The sequence below is a fragment of the Alteribacter natronophilus genome (assembly GCF_006007885.1).
GTDB classification, from domain to species: Bacteria; Bacillota; Bacilli; order Bacillales; family Salisediminibacteriaceae; genus Alteribacter; species Alteribacter natronophilus.
Map to the genome: position 1 here is coordinate 420,241 of NZ_VCRO01000001.1, position 17,468 is coordinate 437,708.

The 17,468-nt window shown below is 50.6% G+C and carries 14 protein-coding genes and 1 other annotated feature; all 14 genes read left to right on the forward strand.

Going from position 1 to position 17,468, the window contains the following annotated elements:
• Positions 1–24: 24 nt before the first annotated feature.
• Positions 25–250 (forward strand) — a binding site (T-box leader).
• Between the two features lie 109 nt (positions 251–359).
• The 14 genes from ileS (at position 360) to pyrE (ending at position 17,466) form a co-directional block, all read left to right on the forward strand.
• Complete coding sequence (gene ileS / locus FGB90_RS02185; protein WP_138808933.1) at positions 360–3,122, forward strand: isoleucine--tRNA ligase; 2,763 nt, start codon at positions 360–362, stop codon at positions 3,120–3,122.
• A 190-nt stretch (positions 3,123–3,312) separates the two neighbouring features.
• Positions 3,313–4,014, forward strand: coding sequence for a TraR/DksA C4-type zinc finger protein (locus FGB90_RS02190; RefSeq protein WP_138808934.1), 702 nt, complete (start codon positions 3,313–3,315; stop codon positions 4,012–4,014).
• Positions 4,015–4,133: 119 nt separating this feature from the next.
• Positions 4,134–4,601: a signal peptidase II gene (gene lspA, locus FGB90_RS02195; protein WP_138809940.1), complete on the forward strand. Its 468-nt coding sequence runs from the start codon at positions 4,134–4,136 to the stop codon at positions 4,599–4,601.
• Complete coding sequence (locus FGB90_RS02200) at positions 4,594–5,514, forward strand: RluA family pseudouridine synthase (RefSeq protein ID WP_138808935.1); 921 nt, start codon at positions 4,594–4,596, stop codon at positions 5,512–5,514. The genes lspA and FGB90_RS02200 overlap by 8 nt, the downstream gene beginning before the upstream one ends.
• A gap of 229 nt (positions 5,515–5,743) precedes the next feature.
• Entirely contained in the window at positions 5,744–6,289 is a 546-nt protein-coding gene (gene pyrR, locus FGB90_RS02205; RefSeq protein ID WP_138808936.1) for a bifunctional pyr operon transcriptional regulator/uracil phosphoribosyltransferase PyrR, read from the forward strand.
• Between the two features lie 121 nt (positions 6,290–6,410).
• Positions 6,411–7,745, forward strand: a complete 1,335-nt coding sequence (locus tag FGB90_RS02210; protein WP_138808937.1) for a solute carrier family 23 protein — start codon at positions 6,411–6,413, stop codon at positions 7,743–7,745.
• A 233-nt stretch (positions 7,746–7,978) separates the two neighbouring features.
• A complete protein-coding gene (locus FGB90_RS02215; protein WP_138808938.1) occupies positions 7,979–8,872 on the forward strand; it encodes an aspartate carbamoyltransferase catalytic subunit in 894 nt (297 codons plus the stop codon).
• Complete coding sequence (gene pyrC / locus FGB90_RS02220) at positions 8,869–10,140, forward strand: dihydroorotase (RefSeq protein ID WP_138808939.1); 1,272 nt, start codon at positions 8,869–8,871, stop codon at positions 10,138–10,140. The genes FGB90_RS02215 and pyrC overlap by 4 nt, the downstream gene beginning before the upstream one ends.
• Before the next feature lie 2 nt (positions 10,141–10,142).
• Positions 10,143–11,252 (forward strand): carbamoyl phosphate synthase small subunit, encoded by a 1,110-nt coding sequence (locus FGB90_RS02225; RefSeq protein ID WP_138808940.1) that lies wholly within the window; start codon positions 10,143–10,145, stop codon positions 11,250–11,252.
• A complete protein-coding gene (gene carB / locus FGB90_RS02230; RefSeq protein WP_138808941.1) occupies positions 11,245–14,451 on the forward strand; it encodes a carbamoyl-phosphate synthase large subunit in 3,207 nt (1,068 codons plus the stop codon). The genes FGB90_RS02225 and carB overlap by 8 nt, the downstream gene beginning before the upstream one ends.
• On the forward strand, positions 14,448–15,215 hold the full coding sequence (locus FGB90_RS02235) for a dihydroorotate dehydrogenase electron transfer subunit (protein ID WP_138808942.1): 768 nt from the start codon (positions 14,448–14,450) through the stop codon (positions 15,213–15,215). Before carB ends, FGB90_RS02235 begins: the two co-directional genes overlap by 4 nt.
• Complete coding sequence (locus FGB90_RS02240; RefSeq protein ID WP_138808943.1) at positions 15,212–16,153, forward strand: dihydroorotate dehydrogenase; 942 nt, start codon at positions 15,212–15,214, stop codon at positions 16,151–16,153. The genes FGB90_RS02235 and FGB90_RS02240 overlap by 4 nt, the downstream gene beginning before the upstream one ends.
• On the forward strand, positions 16,123–16,845 hold the full coding sequence (gene pyrF / locus FGB90_RS02245; RefSeq protein WP_138808944.1) for an orotidine-5'-phosphate decarboxylase: 723 nt from the start codon (positions 16,123–16,125) through the stop codon (positions 16,843–16,845). The genes FGB90_RS02240 and pyrF overlap by 31 nt, the downstream gene beginning before the upstream one ends.
• Entirely contained in the window at positions 16,846–17,466 is a 621-nt protein-coding gene (pyrE, locus tag FGB90_RS02250; RefSeq protein WP_138808945.1) for an orotate phosphoribosyltransferase, read from the forward strand.
• Positions 17,467–17,468: the final 2 nt, after the last annotated feature.

Consider the following 17,468-nt stretch of genomic DNA (forward strand, 5'->3'; position numbering starts at 1 on the left):
TGACAGCTGAACATACTGTAATAGAAAAAAACAATGACGGGGACAGTAGGCTGATGTGAATCAGTAAAAGCGAGCCGGTGATGGTGGAAGTCCGGCCTGATGCATCTGCTGAAGATCACCCCTGAGTTACACACCGAACCTTAACGGCAGTAGGCTGTGTCGGATCATTCACGTTACGAATGCCTGGAGTGAGCGGACCATTTCTGTCTGTTCATTAGGGTGGTACCACGGATTAATCTCCGTCCCTATCTTGGGGCGGGGATTTTTTGTGTTCAGGTAATTTCAGGAAAAAACGATCAGGTAGAAGAAGACAGATCAACCAAAAAAGCAGTGACGCTTTTTTAAGGAGGAGCAGAGTCATGAATTATAAAGAAACGCTTTTAATGCCGAAAACGGCATTTCCAATGCGCGGAAACCTGCCTAACAGGGAACCCGGGATGCAGCAGCAGTGGGAAGAGAACAAATTGTACGAACAGGTTCAGGAACGGACGAAAGGACGCCCGCTGTTCGTTCTCCATGACGGGCCTCCGTATGCCAACGGGGACATTCATATGGGGCACGCACTGAACAAAGTGTTAAAGGATTTTATTGTCCGGTATAAATCCATGTCCGGCTTTCACGCCCCATACGTCCCGGGCTGGGATACTCATGGTCTTCCGGTTGAAACGGCTCTTACGAAGAAAGGGAAAGTAAAGCGCAAGGAACTGACGGTTGCAGAGTTCCGGAAAAAGTGTGAAGAATACGCTCTCAGCCAGGTAGACAGCCAGCGTGAACAGTTCAAACGCCTCGGTGTCCGGGGAGACTGGGATAATCCTTATATTACCCTTACCCATGAATACGAAGCTCAGCAGATCCGTGTATTCGGGGATATGGCTAAAAAAGGCTATATCTATAAAGGGAAAAAGCCTGTTTACTGGTCTCCATCTTCTGAGTCTGCACTGGCGGAAGCGGAAATCGAGTATGAAGACAAACGCTCTCCTTCCATTTATGTATCTTTTGATGTGAAAGACGGAAAAGGTGTACTCGATGGAGACGAGAAGTTTGTCATCTGGACTACAACACCGTGGACAATTCCGGCAAACCTTGCCATTGCTCTTCACCCGGATCTTGATTATGTTGTGGCAGATGTGGGCGGTACAAAATACATTGTTGCCGAAGGACTGCTGTCCTCTGTAAAAGAAGCAGCAGGCTGGGAAAACGTATCTGTAACAAAAACGGTGAAAGGTCAGAACCTTGAAAACGTAACAGCGTCACATCCTATTTATGACAGGGAAAGCCTGATCGTACTCGGGGACCACGTTTCCCTTGATGCAGGTACCGGCTGTGTTCATACAGCACCCGGCCATGGTGAGGATGACTATATCGTCGGCCAGAAATACGGCCTGGACGTTCTCTGTCCGGTGGATGATAAAGGTGTTATGACCGAAGAGGCACCTGGATTTGAAGGACTTTTCTATGATGCAGCAAACAAGCCGATTACAGAAAAGCTGGATGAAGCAGGTGCACTTGTGAACCTGAGCTTCATGACGCACTCTTATCCTCATGACTGGCGTACAAAAAAACCGGTAATTTTCCGGGCCACAGCGCAGTGGTTTGCATCCATTAAGGATTTCCGCGAAGATCTCCTCCGCGAAATCAACAATGTGGAATGGCTGCCTAAGTGGGGCGAAACCCGTCTTTACAATATGGTCCGTGACCGTGGAGACTGGTGCATTTCCCGTCAGCGTGCGTGGGGAGTTCCGATCCCGATCTTTTACGGGGAAGACGGAGAGCCGATTATTACAGATGAAACGATTGATCATGTGTCAGCCCTCTTCCGGGAGCACGGGTCAAACATCTGGTTTGAATGGGAAACAAAGGACCTTCTTCCAGAAGGCTTTACATCCGAGCACAGCCCCGGCGGCACGTATACAAAGGAAATGGACATTATGGACGTCTGGTTTGACTCAGGCTCATCCCACCAGTCCGTTCTTGAGGAGCGCGACGATCTTCAGCGGCCGGCTGATGTGTATCTTGAAGGTTCCGACCAGTACAGAGGCTGGTTTAACTCATCCCTTTCAACAGCTGTAGCGGTCACCGGAAAAGCGCCTTATAAATCGGTTGTAAGTCACGGATTCACTCTTGACGGCGAAGGACGCAAAATGAGTAAGAGTGTCGGAAACGTGATCATTCCAAACAAAGTCATGAATCAGCTCGGTGCCGATATTCTCCGCCTGTGGGTCGCTTCTGTGGACTATCAGGCAGATGTGCGGGTATCGGATAACATCCTGAAACAGGTTGCAGAAGTGTACAGGAAAATTCGTAACACTTTCCGCTTCCTCCTTGGAAATCTTCACGATTTTGACCCGGCCGTACATTCGGTGGCAGAGGAGAATCTCTCCGAAGTCGACCGTTATATGCTCGTGAAACTCAGCGACCTGACAAAAGATGTAAAAGGCGCCTACGACAGCTACCAGTTTGCCCAGGTTTATCATAAAGTGCACAACTTCTGTACGATTGATCTGAGTTCGTTTTATATGGATATCGCAAAAGATACCCTTTACATTGAAGGAGCAGATGACGAGGCACGCCGTTCAATCCAGACTGTTATGTATGAAGTTCTCGTCAGTCTTCTGAAGCTTCTTTCACCGATTCTCTCCCATACAGCTGACGAAGCATGGGAACACCTGCCGGCTAAAGAAGCAGAAAACGTGCAGCTGACGGATATGCCCGAGGTTAAAACGTATGCAGGGGCAGATGAACTGAAGAAAAAGTGGGATCGTTTTATGGATCTTCGCGACGACGTGCTCAAGGCACTGGAAGAAGCACGCAGCGAAAAAGTCATCGGAAAATCACTTGAAGCCCGAGCTGTTGTCTATGCCGACGGAGAGGACTACGATCTACTGTCCTCCGTTCCTGAGCTCAGCAGCCTTCTCATTGTATCGGAAGCAGAAGTGAAAAAAGGTAAAGATGCAGCACCTGCCGAGGCAAAAACGTATGAATTTCTCAGCGTTGCAATTGCACCGGCAGAAGGAGAGAAATGCGAGCGCTGCTGGACGGTAAGCCGTACAGTTGGCGAAAATGACACTCACTCTGGCCTGTGTGCCCACTGTGCCGACGTCGTTGAAAAGCATTACTCATAAGGTTATGGTGTCCCGGCAAAAGCCGGGGCACTTTTTCTTTGGCGTATATTTCAGCAGCGAACATTCCCAGGCCTCTTCGTAAGGCTCCGCCTCCTTTCTTCCTGCCTTAGTAAATAATGCACCGGCTAACCGTTCACAAGCGGGTAAAAATAATGATGAACGGCATTACTGCCGGAAGGAGGAGCCGGAAATGAACCAGAAATACGATGAATTAAAAACACATCTGATAAACGAAAAGAAAGAGGTGCTGCAGCATCTCGCCTATGCGGAAAAATACGGGCTTGATGCATCCATGCGGGACCGGACAGGTGAGCTGTCGGCCTACGACAATCACCCTGCAGACAGCGGATCCGAACTTTTTGAAAGAAGCAAGGATTCCGCACTTCTCAATCAGGCAAAAAATCACCTGAATGAGATTGACCATGCCCTTGAAAAAATGGAGAAGGGAACGTACGGGGTCTGTGAACAGAGCGGGGAGCAGATTCCTCTTGAACGGCTGGAAGCCAATCCGCTTGCCAGAACAACAGTGGAAGCGGCTGACCGGAGACAGCAGGATGCTGTTTATTTTGACAGACCGGCTGAGGAAGATGTACTTGGCGGATTTGACCGCTACAATTATGACGGGGATGACACGGAAACAGAATTTGATGCAGAAGACAGCCTTCAGTCAGTCAGCAGCTTCAATCAAATCGACGGTGTGTACGATGAGATGGGAATTGAAGCCTCCGAGGAGCTGGTGGGTTATGTGGATGAGCTTGAAGGGTTTCTTTCCACCGGGCTGGACGGGTATCACGGGCAGGACAGCGTTACGTTTGAGAGAAACGAGCATTACGCCCATTACGTAAGCAGCCTGATGGATGGTGCTTCAGAGCCCGACCGGGACAAAGAGTAAGACCCGCATAAAGGAAGAGGCAGCCATGACCAGCCTCTTCCTTTTATTGTGCACCGGCTTTTCGTGTGCTAAAATGCATAAGGACACGTGTGGGGAATGGAGGCAGTATTTTGAAAGCGATTATGTACTATGCAATTGCTCTTATCATCATTGTACTTGACCAGATTACAAAGTGGATCGTTGTTCAGAGAATGGAGCAGGGCGAATCAATTCCAATTATTGAAAATGTATTCCATCTGACCTCCCACCGGAACGCCGGCGCTGCGTTCGGTATTCTTCAGGGGCAGATGTGGCTTTTCTACATTGCGACCGCCATTGTTCTCGTATTTGTCACTTACTACATACAGACACAGGGTAAATACAACCCGCTGTTCGGGACCAGTCTGGGTCTGGTTCTCGGTGGTGCCATTGGGAATTTCATTGACCGCCTTCTTTTTAATGAGGTGGTTGATTTTATCGATGTGTATATCGGGACCTACAATTTTCCGATTTTTAACGTGGCGGATATGGCTCTGACTATAGGTGTCGGGATGCTCATCGTGTATGTATTTATAGAAGACAGGAAGCAGGAGAAAAAAAATGACTAAACATGAAACCGTAATTACCGAAGAATATCAGGGACAGCGTATCGATAAGGCACTGGCAGGTATTATGACGTTTTCACGATCTCAGATCCAGCAGTTTATTGATGAAGGACATCTTAAAGTAAACGGCAGTGATGTGAAAAATAAATATAAAGTCCAGACAGGTGACCGGATTACCCTCGAGGAGCCGGAGCCTGAGGAACTTGATGTAACGCCTGAGAACCTTGATTTAAATATTGTTTACGAAGATCAGGATGTCATTGTCGTAAATAAGCCGAGGGGTATGGTGGTTCACCCTGCTCCCGGGCACACTGGGGGTACACTTGTTAACGGTCTTATGTACCACTGCAGTGACCTGAGCGGAATCAATGGCGTTGTTCGTCCCGGTATTGTACACCGGATCGACAAGGATACATCGGGCCTTCTTATGGTGGCAAAAAACGATCAGGCTCATGAATCCCTTGTAAGTCAGCTTAAGGCCAAAACAACAAAGCGGGAGTACCGTGCGATTGTCCACGGGATCATCAGCCATGATTCAGGTACGATTGACGCTCCGATCGGAAGAGATACGGATGAGCGTCAGAACATGACAGTGACGGAAAAAAACAGCCGGGATGCTGTTACGCATTTTCACGTGATGGAACGTTTTAAAAACCACACGTATGTGACATGTGAACTGGAAACGGGCCGCACCCACCAGATCCGCGTCCATATGAAATATATCGGCTACCCGATTCTGGCAGACCCGAAGTACGGTCCGAGAAAAAAAGCACCGTACCCGATTGACGGACAGGCACTTCACGCCGCTGTTCTCGGTTTTAAGCATCCGCGTACAGGCGAATTTATGTCGTTTGAAGCACCGATTCCTGAGGATATGGAAGCGTGTCTGGAGCAGCTTAAGAAAGAAATGGGTTGACGGCAGCTTTAAAGAGTGCCATAATGACGAAGACAAAAGAAAAAGCAGACACCCTTTAATACAGTCCAGAGAGGCTGGGAAGGAAACGTGTTGCACCTGCTGCCGGAGAAAATCCGGAAGTGTAAATTTTTCTGCAGATGTAAACAGATCCTCTCATCCGGTTTCCGGGCGGGAGGATTTTTTATACCGTCCGGAATTCAATTGATCATTAGACAGGAGGTGCGGAGCAGTGACAAAGGGCATTCTTGATGAACAGGCGATAAACCGGGCCCTGACCCGGATCGCACACGAGATCATTGAACGTAACAAAGGCATTGATAACTGCATTCTCGTAGGTATTAAAACGCGGGGCATTTACATTGCCAAACGTCTTGCCGAACGAATCGAAAAAATTGAAGGCCGTCCGATTGAAGTGGGAGAAGTGGACATCACACTTTACCGTGACGACCTGACTGTAAAGACAGAGGACGACGAACCTGAACTGAGAGGAACCGATATCGCTGCGGATATCACCGACAAAAAGGTCATTCTTGCAGACGATGTTCTCTACACGGGCCGGACAGTAAGGGCTGCACTTGATGCCCTCATCGACCTTGGCCGCCCGGCACAGATACAGCTTGCGGTCCTGATTGACAGAGGCCACCGTGAACTGCCAATCCGTCCGGATTTTATCGGTAAAAATGTCCCCACCTCCAAATCGGAAGTGGTGGAAGCCCGGCTCAGTGAAGTCGACGGCAGAGACGAAGTAGTCATACAGCAGAAAACCTCCCTTTAAACTGGTCCCGTGAGGCCAGGAAGGGGTACACTCCTCCCGCATGGATCTTTATGCGGAGTGGACGATACCTCTTTGGGCACAAAGAGGTTTTTTGTTTGCAGAAAAAGAGGAGGTACAGACGATGAAAAACAGAGAACAGCAGACAGTAGATATCAACGAAATTCCACGGTTGGATAAATGGATTGTGTTAAGTCTTCAGCACTTATTTGCCATGTTCGGAGCAACTATTTTAGTTCCGATGCTTGTCGGGCTCGATCCGGCAGTGGCACTCGTATCAAGCGGACTTGGGACACTGGCCTACCTCGCAGTTACGCGCGGGCAGATCCCGGCCTACCTAGGCTCATCATTCGCCTTTATAATGCCGCTGATTGCCGCAATCAGCCTCGGCGGACCTGAAGGAGCGATGATCGGAAGCTTCTTCGCAGGACTGATTTACGGCATTGTGGCCCTGATCATCAAAGCGACCGGGGTCAACTGGCTTATGACGCTCCTTCCGCCAATTGTAGTCGGTCCGGTAATCGTAGTCATCGGTCTTGGACTTGCCGGAGTGGCAGTGGATATGGCCATGAACGATCAGGGAACCGGGGAATTCAGCGGGGGACTGTTTACGGTTGCCCTCGTGACATTGGCAATTACTCTTACAGCTGCGGCATTTTTCAAAGGGTTCTTTGGGCTCATTCCGATCCTGATTGGTCTGACGGGCGGTTATACCTTCGCCTGGACTCAGGGGCTTGTGGATGTCGCACCGGTAGGGGAAGCATCCTGGATTGCCGCGCCTGATTTCCTGGTACCGTTTGTCACATATACGCCGGAACTCAACTGGGCGATTGTGCTGATTATGGCACCGATTGCTCTCGTGACACTGGCAGAACACATCGGGGATCAGATGGTCCTGAGTAAAGTGTCGGGCAGAAACTTCATCCGGAAACCGGGTCTTCACCGTTCGATAATGGGAGACGGGGTGGCAACATTTCTTTCCTCCCTTCTTGGAGCACCTCCAAACACCACATACGGTGAAAATATCGGCGTTGTGGCCCTCACAAGAGTTTTCAGTGTGTTCGTCATCGGCGGAGCAGCGGTTATCGCCATCATGTTCGGCTTCGTCGGGAAAGTCAGTGCTCTGATCAGTACTATCCCCGTACCGGTCATGGGCGGCGTATCGATCCTCCTCTTCGGGATCATTGCAGCGAGCGGGATGAGAATGATGGTGGACAGAAAAGTGGACTTTGGCCAGAAGCGCAACCTGATTATCGCTTCAGTCATCCTTATTCTCGGAATCGGAATCGAAGTAAACGAAGCAGCCGACTTTTCCGGCATGGCAATTGCCACAATCGCCGGGATTCTCCTCAACCTGATTCTGCCTGGCCGTGAAAAGCAGAACATCGATGAACAGGCCATGTTTGATGAAAGTGAGCAGGAGCAGCGTGAACAGAAGAAAAAAGAATCTGCGGCATAACCGGGGAGCGGGACTCCCCGAATGCCCGGAGTATTCATCCTTTAACCAGGTCCGGAGAGGCTCGGAAGGGTAATCAGCGCACACAGTGTATGTACGGGACACCTGTATACACACGCTGTCTGCGCAGAAGCACCCCGGCCTCGGCCGGGGTGCTTTTTTGGGCCCGGGACCCGATCGGGATTGCGAATCTGCAGTGGGGAAAAAAATAAATATAAAGCCAGGAGGGGAACCGGATGTTTCAGCTGCGCACACTGGAAGACCTGAGTGCAACAGAACTCGATACAATCCTTTATGAAGCAGGCCGTTTTGCAGCAGGAGAAATGGCGAACGAAACGATCAACGCTACAGTGGCAAACCTGTTCTTTGAACCGAGCACAAGAACGAAAGTCAGCTTCGAAAAAGCCGAGCACGAACTTGGGCTCCATATCATCAGCTTTGATGCTGCCACATCAAGCGTTACAAAAGGAGAAACGCTTTACGATACTGTTAAAACACTCGAAGCGATCGGCTGTAACGCTGCGGTGATACGCCACCCGGAACAGAAATACTACGAACAGCTTGAAGGGGTGACGATTCCGGTAATTAATGCAGGTGACGGAGCAGGAGATCATCCGACTCAGAGCCTGCTCGATCTGCTCACCATTCAGCAGGAATTCCTTTTCTTTCAGAATCTCACGGTCGTGATCTGCGGCGATATCCGTCACAGCAGAGTCGCCCGGACAAATGCCGGGATTCTTCGAAAGCTCGGGGCAAGAGTCCTTTTTTCCGGCCCTGCAGAATGGATGGATGACACGATCACAGAAGGAAGTTTCGTATCAATGGATGAAGCGGTCAGAACTGCAGACGTGATGATGATGCTCAGAATCCAGACCGAGCGCCACGACGGGACGGCTGACTGGACAAAAGAGGAATATCATGCCAGATACGGTCTTACGGAGAATAGGGAAGCAGCGATGAAACCGGGTGCGATTATTATGCATCCTGCCCCGGTAAACCGGGATGTTGAAATTGCAGACAGACTCGTGGAATGCAGCCGGTCGAGGATTTTTAAACAGATGGCAAACGGAGTGGCCGTTCGAAAAGCCGTACTTACACATGCCCTGAAACTGAAGGAGGAAGCAAAATGAAGACTGTATATAAAAACGCCATGCTCGTCAATTCAGAGACCACTGTCTCACTCGTCGTTAACGAAGACACAGGAACAATCGAATCCATTACCCAGGGGGAGGTTCCCGCTGGAGACCGTACTGTTGACCTGAAAGGGATGCTTGTTACACCGGGTTTTGTGGATATTCATGTACATCTAAGAGAGCCGGGAGGAGAGGCGAAGGAAACAATCGCCACGGGAACCCATGCAGCAGCCAAAGGAGGATTTACGACAGTGGCAGCCATGCCAAACACCCGTCCGGTGCCGGACTCCCGGGAAAATGTCAGCCGGATTCTTGAAAAAATTGATACCGATGCCCGGATCCGGGTACTTCCATACGGCTCGATTACCGTGAGGGAAGCCGGCAGGGAACTTTCGGATTTTGATGGAATTGCAGAGAGCGTACTCGCTTTTACCGACGACGGGGTGGGTGTTCAGGAAGCCGGCAGGATGTTTGAGGCAATGAAAAAAGCTGCCGGCCTGAACAAAGCTGTTGTGGCTCACTGTGAAGACAATTCCCTCATTAATGGAGGCTCTGTACATAAAGGTGAAATCTCTGAAACTCTGAATATACCGGGGATTCCAAGCATCTGTGAATCGGTTCATATTGCAAGGGATGTCCTCCTCGCAGAAGCCGCCGGCGCCCATTATCATGTGTGTCATGTAAGTACGAAGGAAAGTGTCAGAGTGATCAGGGACGCGAAAAAAGCAGGCATACACGTAACAGCCGAGGTCACGCCGCATCACCTGGTCATGTCGGAGAATGATATTCCGGGCAATGATGCCAACTACAAAATGAATCCGCCTTTAAGAAGTGAGGAAGATCGCCGGGCACTGATTGAAGGACTTCTTGACGGCACGATCGATACGATCGCGACAGACCATGCTCCCCATACAAAGGAGGAGAAATCGCAGCCAATGGAGGAATCTCCTTTTGGAATCACGGGACTGGAACTGGCTTTCCCGCTTCTTTACACGAAAATGGTGAAAACAGGACAGATGAATCTTGGCAGCCTTGTGAGCTGGCTGACTGAAAAGCCGGCCGATGTATTTCAGCTGCCGTATGGCCGGCTGAAAGAAGGAGGGCCGGCAGAATTTACGGTCATCGATCTTGAAAAAGCAAAACAGGTGGCAGAAGAGGATTTTGTTTCAAAAGGAACCAACACACCGTTTATGGGAGAAAGACTGACCGGGTGGCCTGTACTGACGGTTTTTGACGGAAAACAGATATGGAAAGAGGGGGAATAAGTATGAACGCACGCTGGCTCGTACTTGAAAACGGCGAGGTATTTAAGGGCAAGGCAATTGGAAGTGAACGTTTACTTTCGGGAGAAGTGGTGTTTAATACGTCCATGACCGGCTATCAGGAAATGATGTCAGATCCATCCTACTGTGGTCAGATCCTGACACTGACTTACCCGCTGATCGGAAATTACGGCATCAACAGAGATGACTTCGAATCCATTACGCCGTATATTAATGGACTGATTGTAAAGAAAGCATCGGTTCACCCAAGCCATTTCAGAAGCCGTTTTACTCTCCATGAGTGGCTTAAAACAAACGGAATTCCGGGTCTCACCGGCATTGATACACGTAAACTGACACGGATGATCCGGGAAAGCGGCACGATGAAAGGGGCATTCTGCGATTCGGAGGAGCTGATCGGGGAAACGGCGGAACGGCTGAAAAATACGGACTTTCCCCGCAGTCAGGTAAAACACGTTTCCACAAAAACACGCTATGTGACGCCGGCTGCAGGCAGACGCATCGTGCTGATCGATTACGGAGCGAAGAAAGGAATCGTGAAGGATCTGAATGCATTCGGATTTGAAGTTATAGTAGTTCCTTTCAACAGTACTTCAGCAGAGGTTCTCAGCTTAAGCCCGGATGGAGTTATGCTCAGCAACGGCCCGGGAGATCCCCAGGATATTCCGGAAGCGGTGGAGACGGTCAGGGAACTTCTCGGTCATGTACCGATCTTCGGGATCTGCCTCGGTCATCAGCTCCTTGCCCTTGCTGCAGGTGCGGGTACTGAAAAAATGCGTTTTGGACACAGAGGCGGCAACCATCCGGTTAAAGATCTCCGTACCGGAAAAGTCGCGATTACATCGCAGAATCACGGCTATACCGTCAATCCAGTCTCGGTGGAACAGACCGACCTTGAAATTACCCATGTTAACGTCAATGACCGGAGTGTGGAAGGACTGCGTCACACACTGGTCCCGGCATTCAGCGTCCAGTATCACCCTGAAGCCAGTCCGGGACCGGAGGATGCAAAGGATCTGTTTATGGAGTTTAAGAGAATGGTTGAGTCAAATCAGTCAGCAGTTTCAGCGAAAGAGGGGATCGTTCATGCCTAGAATCGAAGGTGTACAAAAAATTCTCGTTATTGGATCGGGTCCGATTGTAATCGGGCAGGCAGCGGAGTTTGATTATGCAGGCACCCAGGCGTGCCAGGCGCTTAAGGAAGATGGATTTGAAGTTGTCCTTATAAACTCTAACCCGGCAACGATTATGACAGACGAAGCGGTGGCGGACAGGGTCTATATTGAACCGATAACGTGTGAATTTGTCAGCCGCATTATCCGCCAGGAACAGCCCGACGGACTGCTTGCCACACTAGGTGGACAGACAGGCCTGAACATGGCGATCGAACTTCATAACTCGGGCATTCTGGAAGAATACGGCGTCAGGCTTCTGGGAACCGATCTCGATGCGATTCAAAAAGCAGAGGATCGCGATCAGTTCCGCACCCTGATGAGGGAACTGGGCGAACCTGTTCCCCCGAGTGACATTGTTCACGATGTGGAAGGAGCGGTTGCTTTTGCCAATAAGATCGGTTATCCGGTCATCATCAGACCAGCCTACACCCTCGGAGGTACCGGCGGCGGAATAGCGAAAAATGAAGAAAAACTGCGCGAAATCACAGGGGCAGGACTATCATACAGTCCGGTTCACCAGTGCCTGATTGAAAAATCAATTGCCGGATTCAAGGAAATTGAATATGAAGTGATGCGCGATGCAGACGATCAGGCGATCGTAGTCTGCAACATGGAAAACATCGATCCAGTAGGCATTCATACAGGAGATTCAATTGTAGTGGCGCCGAGTCAGACGCTTACGGACAGGGAGTATCAGATTCTTCGGAACGCCTCCCTTAAAATCATCCGCGCCCTCGGCATCGAAGGCGGCTGTAACGTGCAGATGGCACTCGATCCGCACAGTGAGGATTATTTCATTATCGAAGTGAATCCACGTGTAAGCCGCTCTTCTGCTCTGGCCTCAAAGGCCACCGGATATCCGATTGCAAAACTGAGTGCCAAAATTGCTGCCGGATTTACACTCGATGAATGCGAGAATCCAATTACGAAAACAACGTTTGCAAGTTTTGAGCCGGCACTCGACTATGTAGTTACGAAAATCCCCCGCTGGCCGTTTGACAAGTTTGATGCAGCCAACCGCACGCTCGGTACCCAGATGAAAGCGACAGGGGAGGTGATGGCGATCGGGAGGACGCTCGAGGAAAGTCTGCTCAAAGCTGTAAGATCCACCGAAAACGGAATTGACCATATAACGGTTCCGTACAGGGATGAACTCAGTCACGAATGGCTCAGATCACGTCTGGAAAATGCCGACGATGAACGTCTGTTTCTTCTTGCAGAAGCCGTGCGCCTCGGTTACTCAACCGAAGAGCTTCACCGGATGACAAAAGTGGATATGTTCTACCTTGAAACGCTTCGGACGATTGTGGAAATGGAGGAGGAGCTTAAACGACGTCCTTTTGACATGGATCTGCTCCGTGATGCAAAGGAGATGGGCTTTTCCGATCAGACGATTGCCCCGCTCTGGGAGACAGATGAACGGGAAGTGGAGAACGCAAGGCTTGAAGGGGGAATTGAGCCGGTTTTTAAAATGGTCGATACGTGCGCCGCGGAATTTTCCTCTCATACTCCCTACTACTACAGCACGTATGAAGAAGAAAATGAATCGGCTGCCGGAAACCGGCCATCCATTCTGGTACTGGGCTCCGGACCGATCCGAATCGGCCAGGGGATCGAATTCGACTACGCCACCGTGCATACGGTCAAGGCGATTCAGGAAGCAGGTTATGAAGCGATCATCATTAATAACAATCCTGAAACTGTCTCCACAGACTTCAGCATTTCCGACAAGCTCTACTTCGAGCCACTGACAGTGGAGGACGTGATGAATGTGGTCAGAGTGGAGAACCCGGTCGGCGTCATTGTACAGTTCGGCGGACAGACAGCGATCAATCTCGCAGAAGGTCTGACAGAACGGGGAGTGAAAGTACTCGGTACATCACTTGAAAACATGGATAAAGCAGAAGACCGTGATCACTTTGAACAGCTTATGACAAGCCTTGGGATTCCGCAGCCGGACGGAAAAACGGCCACGAGCGTGAACGAAGCGCTGGTAATCGCAAAAAATATCGGCTTTCCTGTACTTGTCCGGCCATCCTACGTTCTTGGGGGACGGGCGATGGAAATCGTCTACCAGGAGCGGGACCTGCTTCGATATATGGAGCGCGCTGTAAAAGTCAATGAAAAGCACCCGGTTCTCATTGACCGCTATCTTCAGGGGAAAGAGCTGGAAGTAGATGCCATTTCCGACGGGGAAACAGTGGTGATCCCGGGTATTATGGAACACATTGAGCGGGCAGGCGTCCATTCCGGCGATTCCATTGCCGTCTACCCGCCGCAGCAGCTCTCCCATGAACTTAAAGAGAGGCTCACGGACTATACAATGCGAATCGCAAAAGGACTGAACATTGTCGGCCTGTTAAACATCCAGTTTGTCCTGTGCGATGATGACATTTTTGTACTGGAAGTAAACCCCAGATCCAGCCGCACAGTCCCGTTTCTGAGCAAAATTACAGGTGTGAACATGGCAAACCTTGCGACGAGAGCCATTCTCGGGGAACGGCTTGCAGAAATCGGCTATACCAGTGGACGTTTGCCTGAAGCAGGGCAGGTATGTGTGAAGGTGCCGGTATTCAGTTTTGCAAAACTGAGAAGTGTGGATATTACACTGGGGCCGGAGATGAAGTCGACGGGTGAAGTGATGGGCAAGGACGACACCCTTGAAAAAGCGCTCTACAAAGGGCTGGTCGCTTCGGGTATGAAAATTCCGACCTACGGTTCCGTTCTGTTCACGGTGGCCGATAAGGATAAATCGGACATGATGAACCTGGTAAGACGCTTTCACAGAATCGGCTACCGTATTCTTGCCACAGGCGGTACTGCGGAAAAGATTAAGGAAGAGAACATTCCGGTTACCGTCATCTCGAAAATCGGCGGCGAGAAACCGACCATGCTCGATACGATCAGGGAAGGAAAAACCCAGTTTGTTATCAATACACTCACAAAAGGTAAACAGCCGGCCCGAGACGGATTCCGGATCAGAAGGGAAGCGGTTGAAAACGGCATCGTCTGCCTGACGAGTATGGATACAGCAGAAGCACTGGTCAGCGTTCTTGAAATGATGAGCTTCTCCACTGAAGCGATGGGCAGGACAAAAAGGGAGGCGGTTTTACGTTGAAACGGATCGAACGGATGAAAATCCTGAAAAACCGCCCGATTGCCAGCCGGATATATGAACTGGAACTCGAGGGGGATCTCGTTAAAGAAATGAAAAGCCCCGGGCAGTTCGTACACCTGAAAGCAGCGGACGGACTGGATACAACATTAAGACGGCCGATCAGTATCTGCCATATTGACAGAGAAGCAGGCACATTTACGATGCTTTACCGGACCGAAGGAAAGGGGACGCAGCTCCTCAGCCGCAGACAGGCGGGTGAACGGCTGGACGTGCTCGGCCCTCTTGGCACCGGATTTCCGGTGGAGGGCTTCAGCCATCAGACACGCTGCCTCCTTATTGGGGGCGGAATCGGGGTCCCGCCTCTCTACGAGCTGGCCCGTCAGCTCACGGCCAGGGGGCACAAGGTAACCACTGTAATCGGTTTCCGTTCGGCTGAAGATGTGTTTTATGAGGATGCTTTCAGGGAGCTTGGATACGTGTATGTAGCAACAGAAGACGGTTCCCGGGGAACGAAGGGGTTTGTAACTGACGTTATTGATCGCCATATCAGTGAATGGGACCGCTATTTTACCTGCGGCCCCCGACCGATGCTGAGAGCTGTTGAAGCCAGACTCGGACCGGACGGATGGGTCAGCCTTGAGGAAAGAATGGGCTGCGGCGTCGGGGCCTGCCTGGCGTGCGTATGTGATGAAAAAAATGGATCAGGGTACCGGAAAGTATGTACCGACGGTCCGGTTTTCCGTGCAGAGGAGGTAGTTGTATGACCGATATGCGTGTCAGTCTGCCGGGACTGGAAATGAAAAATCCTGTGATGCCCGCTTCAGGATGTTTTGGATTCGGGAAGGAATACAGTGAGTTTTATGATCTGTCCAGACTCGGTGCGATCTGTGTAAAAGCCGTTACACCTGAAATGAGAAAAGGTAATCCGACACCGCGTGTGGCGGAAACAGGCGGCGGGATGCTGAATGCGATCGGGCTTCAGAACCCGGGCCTGTCCCATGTAATGGAGGATGAACTCATCTGGCTGCAGCAGTTCGATGTACCGGTGATCGTGAACATAGCAGGAAATACACCTGACGATTACTGCCGGGTTGCCTCAGCTGTTTCAGATCTTCCCAACGTAAGTGCAGTTGAACTTAACATATCCTGTCCGAACGTAAAAGAAGGGGGAATTGCGTTCGGAACGGATCCCGTCATTGCCCGGGAGCTCACTGAAAAAGTGAAACAGGTGTGCAGTGTGCCCGTGTATGTAAAGCTGAGCCCGAATGTGACGGATATCGTGTCTATTGCAAGGGCAGTGGAGGCAGGTGGAGCGGATGGACTCAGCATGATTAATACTCTTCTCGGAATGAGAATTGACCTCAACACAGGACGGCCGGTTCTCGCAAATGGCAGCGGCGGTCTTTCAGGGGCTGCCATTAAACCGGTTGCCGTCAGAATGATTCATGCCGTCAGCCAGGAAGTATCCATCCCGATTATCGGCATGGGAGGAGTCACCTGTGCGGAGGATGCGCTCGAGCTCATTCTGGCAGGTGCGAGTGCTGTAGCCGTAGGAACTCAGAATTTTGCTGATCCTTTCGCGTGCCCTTCAATTATTGACGGGCTGACAGAAACAGTGAAGAGATACAATGTAAACGCCATCAGTGAACTCACAGGAAGGAGCTGGAGAACATCGGACAGACAGATTTTGACCGCCCGCTGATCATAGCCCTTGATTTCCCTGACCGCGAAAGTGCTCTATCGTTTCTTGCCCGGTTTAAAGAGCCGCTGTATGTAAAGGTGGGAATGGAGCTTTTTTACAGGGAAGGGCCTCCGTTCGTTACTGAACTTGTATCGGCGGGACACCGGGTATTTCTTGATTTAAAACTGCATGACATTCCCGTCACGGTCGAGCGCGCCATGAGGAACCTGGCCGCACTCGGAGCCGATCTTGTAAATGTCCACGCTGCCGGTGGACCGGAAATGATGCGTGCGGCGCTAAGGGGTCTTGAATCGGGTACACCCCGGGGGAAAAAGAGACCACTCTGTGTAGCTGTTACCCAGCTTACAAGCACTGATGAAAGTATGATGAAAGAATATCTCGGGGTATCCGAATCTCTTGAGGAGAATGTTCTTCGTCTGGCAGGAGCCGCAAAAGAATCGGGGCTTGACGGGGTTGTCTGTTCTGCACTCGAATCCCGAATGGTAAATGAACGGTTCGGTAAAGATTTTCGTACTGTAACTCCGGGCATCCGCCTGGAAGAGGACAGCAGATTCGACCAGAAAAGGGTGGTTACCCCGGCTCAGGCGAATCGAAATAAAGCGTGGGCCATTGTAGCAGGACGGGGAATTACAAGAGCAGAAGACCCGTATTATGCCTACCACCGCTACAATAAGGAATGGAGGAATGGATAGATGAGCAGTCAAACAGTAGCAAAAGCCTTACTTGATATTGAAGCGGTTTCACTGAAGCCTGACGAGCCCTTTACGTGGAGTTCGGGAATGAAATCACCGATCTACTGCGACAACAGGCTGACGATGAGTTATCCGGAAGTGAGAAAACAGATTGCCCAGGGGTTTGCCTCCCTGATCCGCAGTCACTATCCGAATGCAGAGGTAGTGGCAGGAACAGCAACCGCCGGCATTCCCCACGCTGCATGGGTCGCTGAAGAGCTAAACCTTCCAATGATCTATGTACGTTCAAAAGCAAAAGAGCACGGCCGGAAAAACAAGATTGAAGGCAGACTGAAAGAAGGAGATCGTGTCGTCATTATCGAAGATTTAATTTCGACCGGCGGATCCTCACTCCAGGCTGCATACGCTGTAAGGGAAGCAGGTGGAAGTGTTGAGGGTGTTGCAGCTATTTTCACCTACGGACTTCAGCAGGCAGAAGAAGCTTTTCGTAAAGCGGAAATCCCTTACGCGGCAATTACCGACTTTGCCACCCTGTCAGCGGAGGCAGATCTTTCTGAAGAGCAGAAGCAGGCGCTCCGTTCCTGGCAGGAAGATCCCAAGGGCTGGTCAGATTACCGTTAGGT

Excerpts from the sequence above, each read along its gene's own strand:
- FGB90_RS02210 (WP_138808937.1), top strand. The coding sequence starts at position 6,411 with ATGAAAAACAGAGAACAGCAGACAGTAGATATCAACGAAATTCCACGG.
- carB (WP_138808941.1), top strand. The coding sequence starts at position 11,245 with ATGCCTAGAATCGAAGGTGTACAAAAAATTCTCGTTATTGGATCGGGT.
- FGB90_RS02225 (WP_138808940.1), top strand. The coding sequence starts at position 10,143 with ATGAACGCACGCTGGCTCGTACTTGAAAACGGCGAGGTATTTAAGGGC.
- FGB90_RS02215 (WP_138808938.1), top strand. The coding sequence starts at position 7,979 with ATGTTTCAGCTGCGCACACTGGAAGACCTGAGTGCAACAGAACTCGAT.
- FGB90_RS02240 (WP_138808943.1), top strand. The coding sequence starts at position 15,212 with ATGACCGATATGCGTGTCAGTCTGCCGGGACTGGAAATGAAAAATCCT.
- ileS (WP_138808933.1), top strand. The coding sequence starts at position 360 with ATGAATTATAAAGAAACGCTTTTAATGCCGAAAACGGCATTTCCAATG.
- pyrC (WP_138808939.1), top strand. The coding sequence starts at position 8,869 with ATGAAGACTGTATATAAAAACGCCATGCTCGTCAATTCAGAGACCACT.
- FGB90_RS02200 (WP_138808935.1), top strand. The coding sequence starts at position 4,594 with ATGACTAAACATGAAACCGTAATTACCGAAGAATATCAGGGACAGCGT.
- FGB90_RS02190 (WP_138808934.1), top strand. The coding sequence starts at position 3,313 with ATGAACCAGAAATACGATGAATTAAAAACACATCTGATAAACGAAAAG.
- pyrE (WP_138808945.1), top strand. The coding sequence starts at position 16,846 with ATGAGCAGTCAAACAGTAGCAAAAGCCTTACTTGATATTGAAGCGGTT.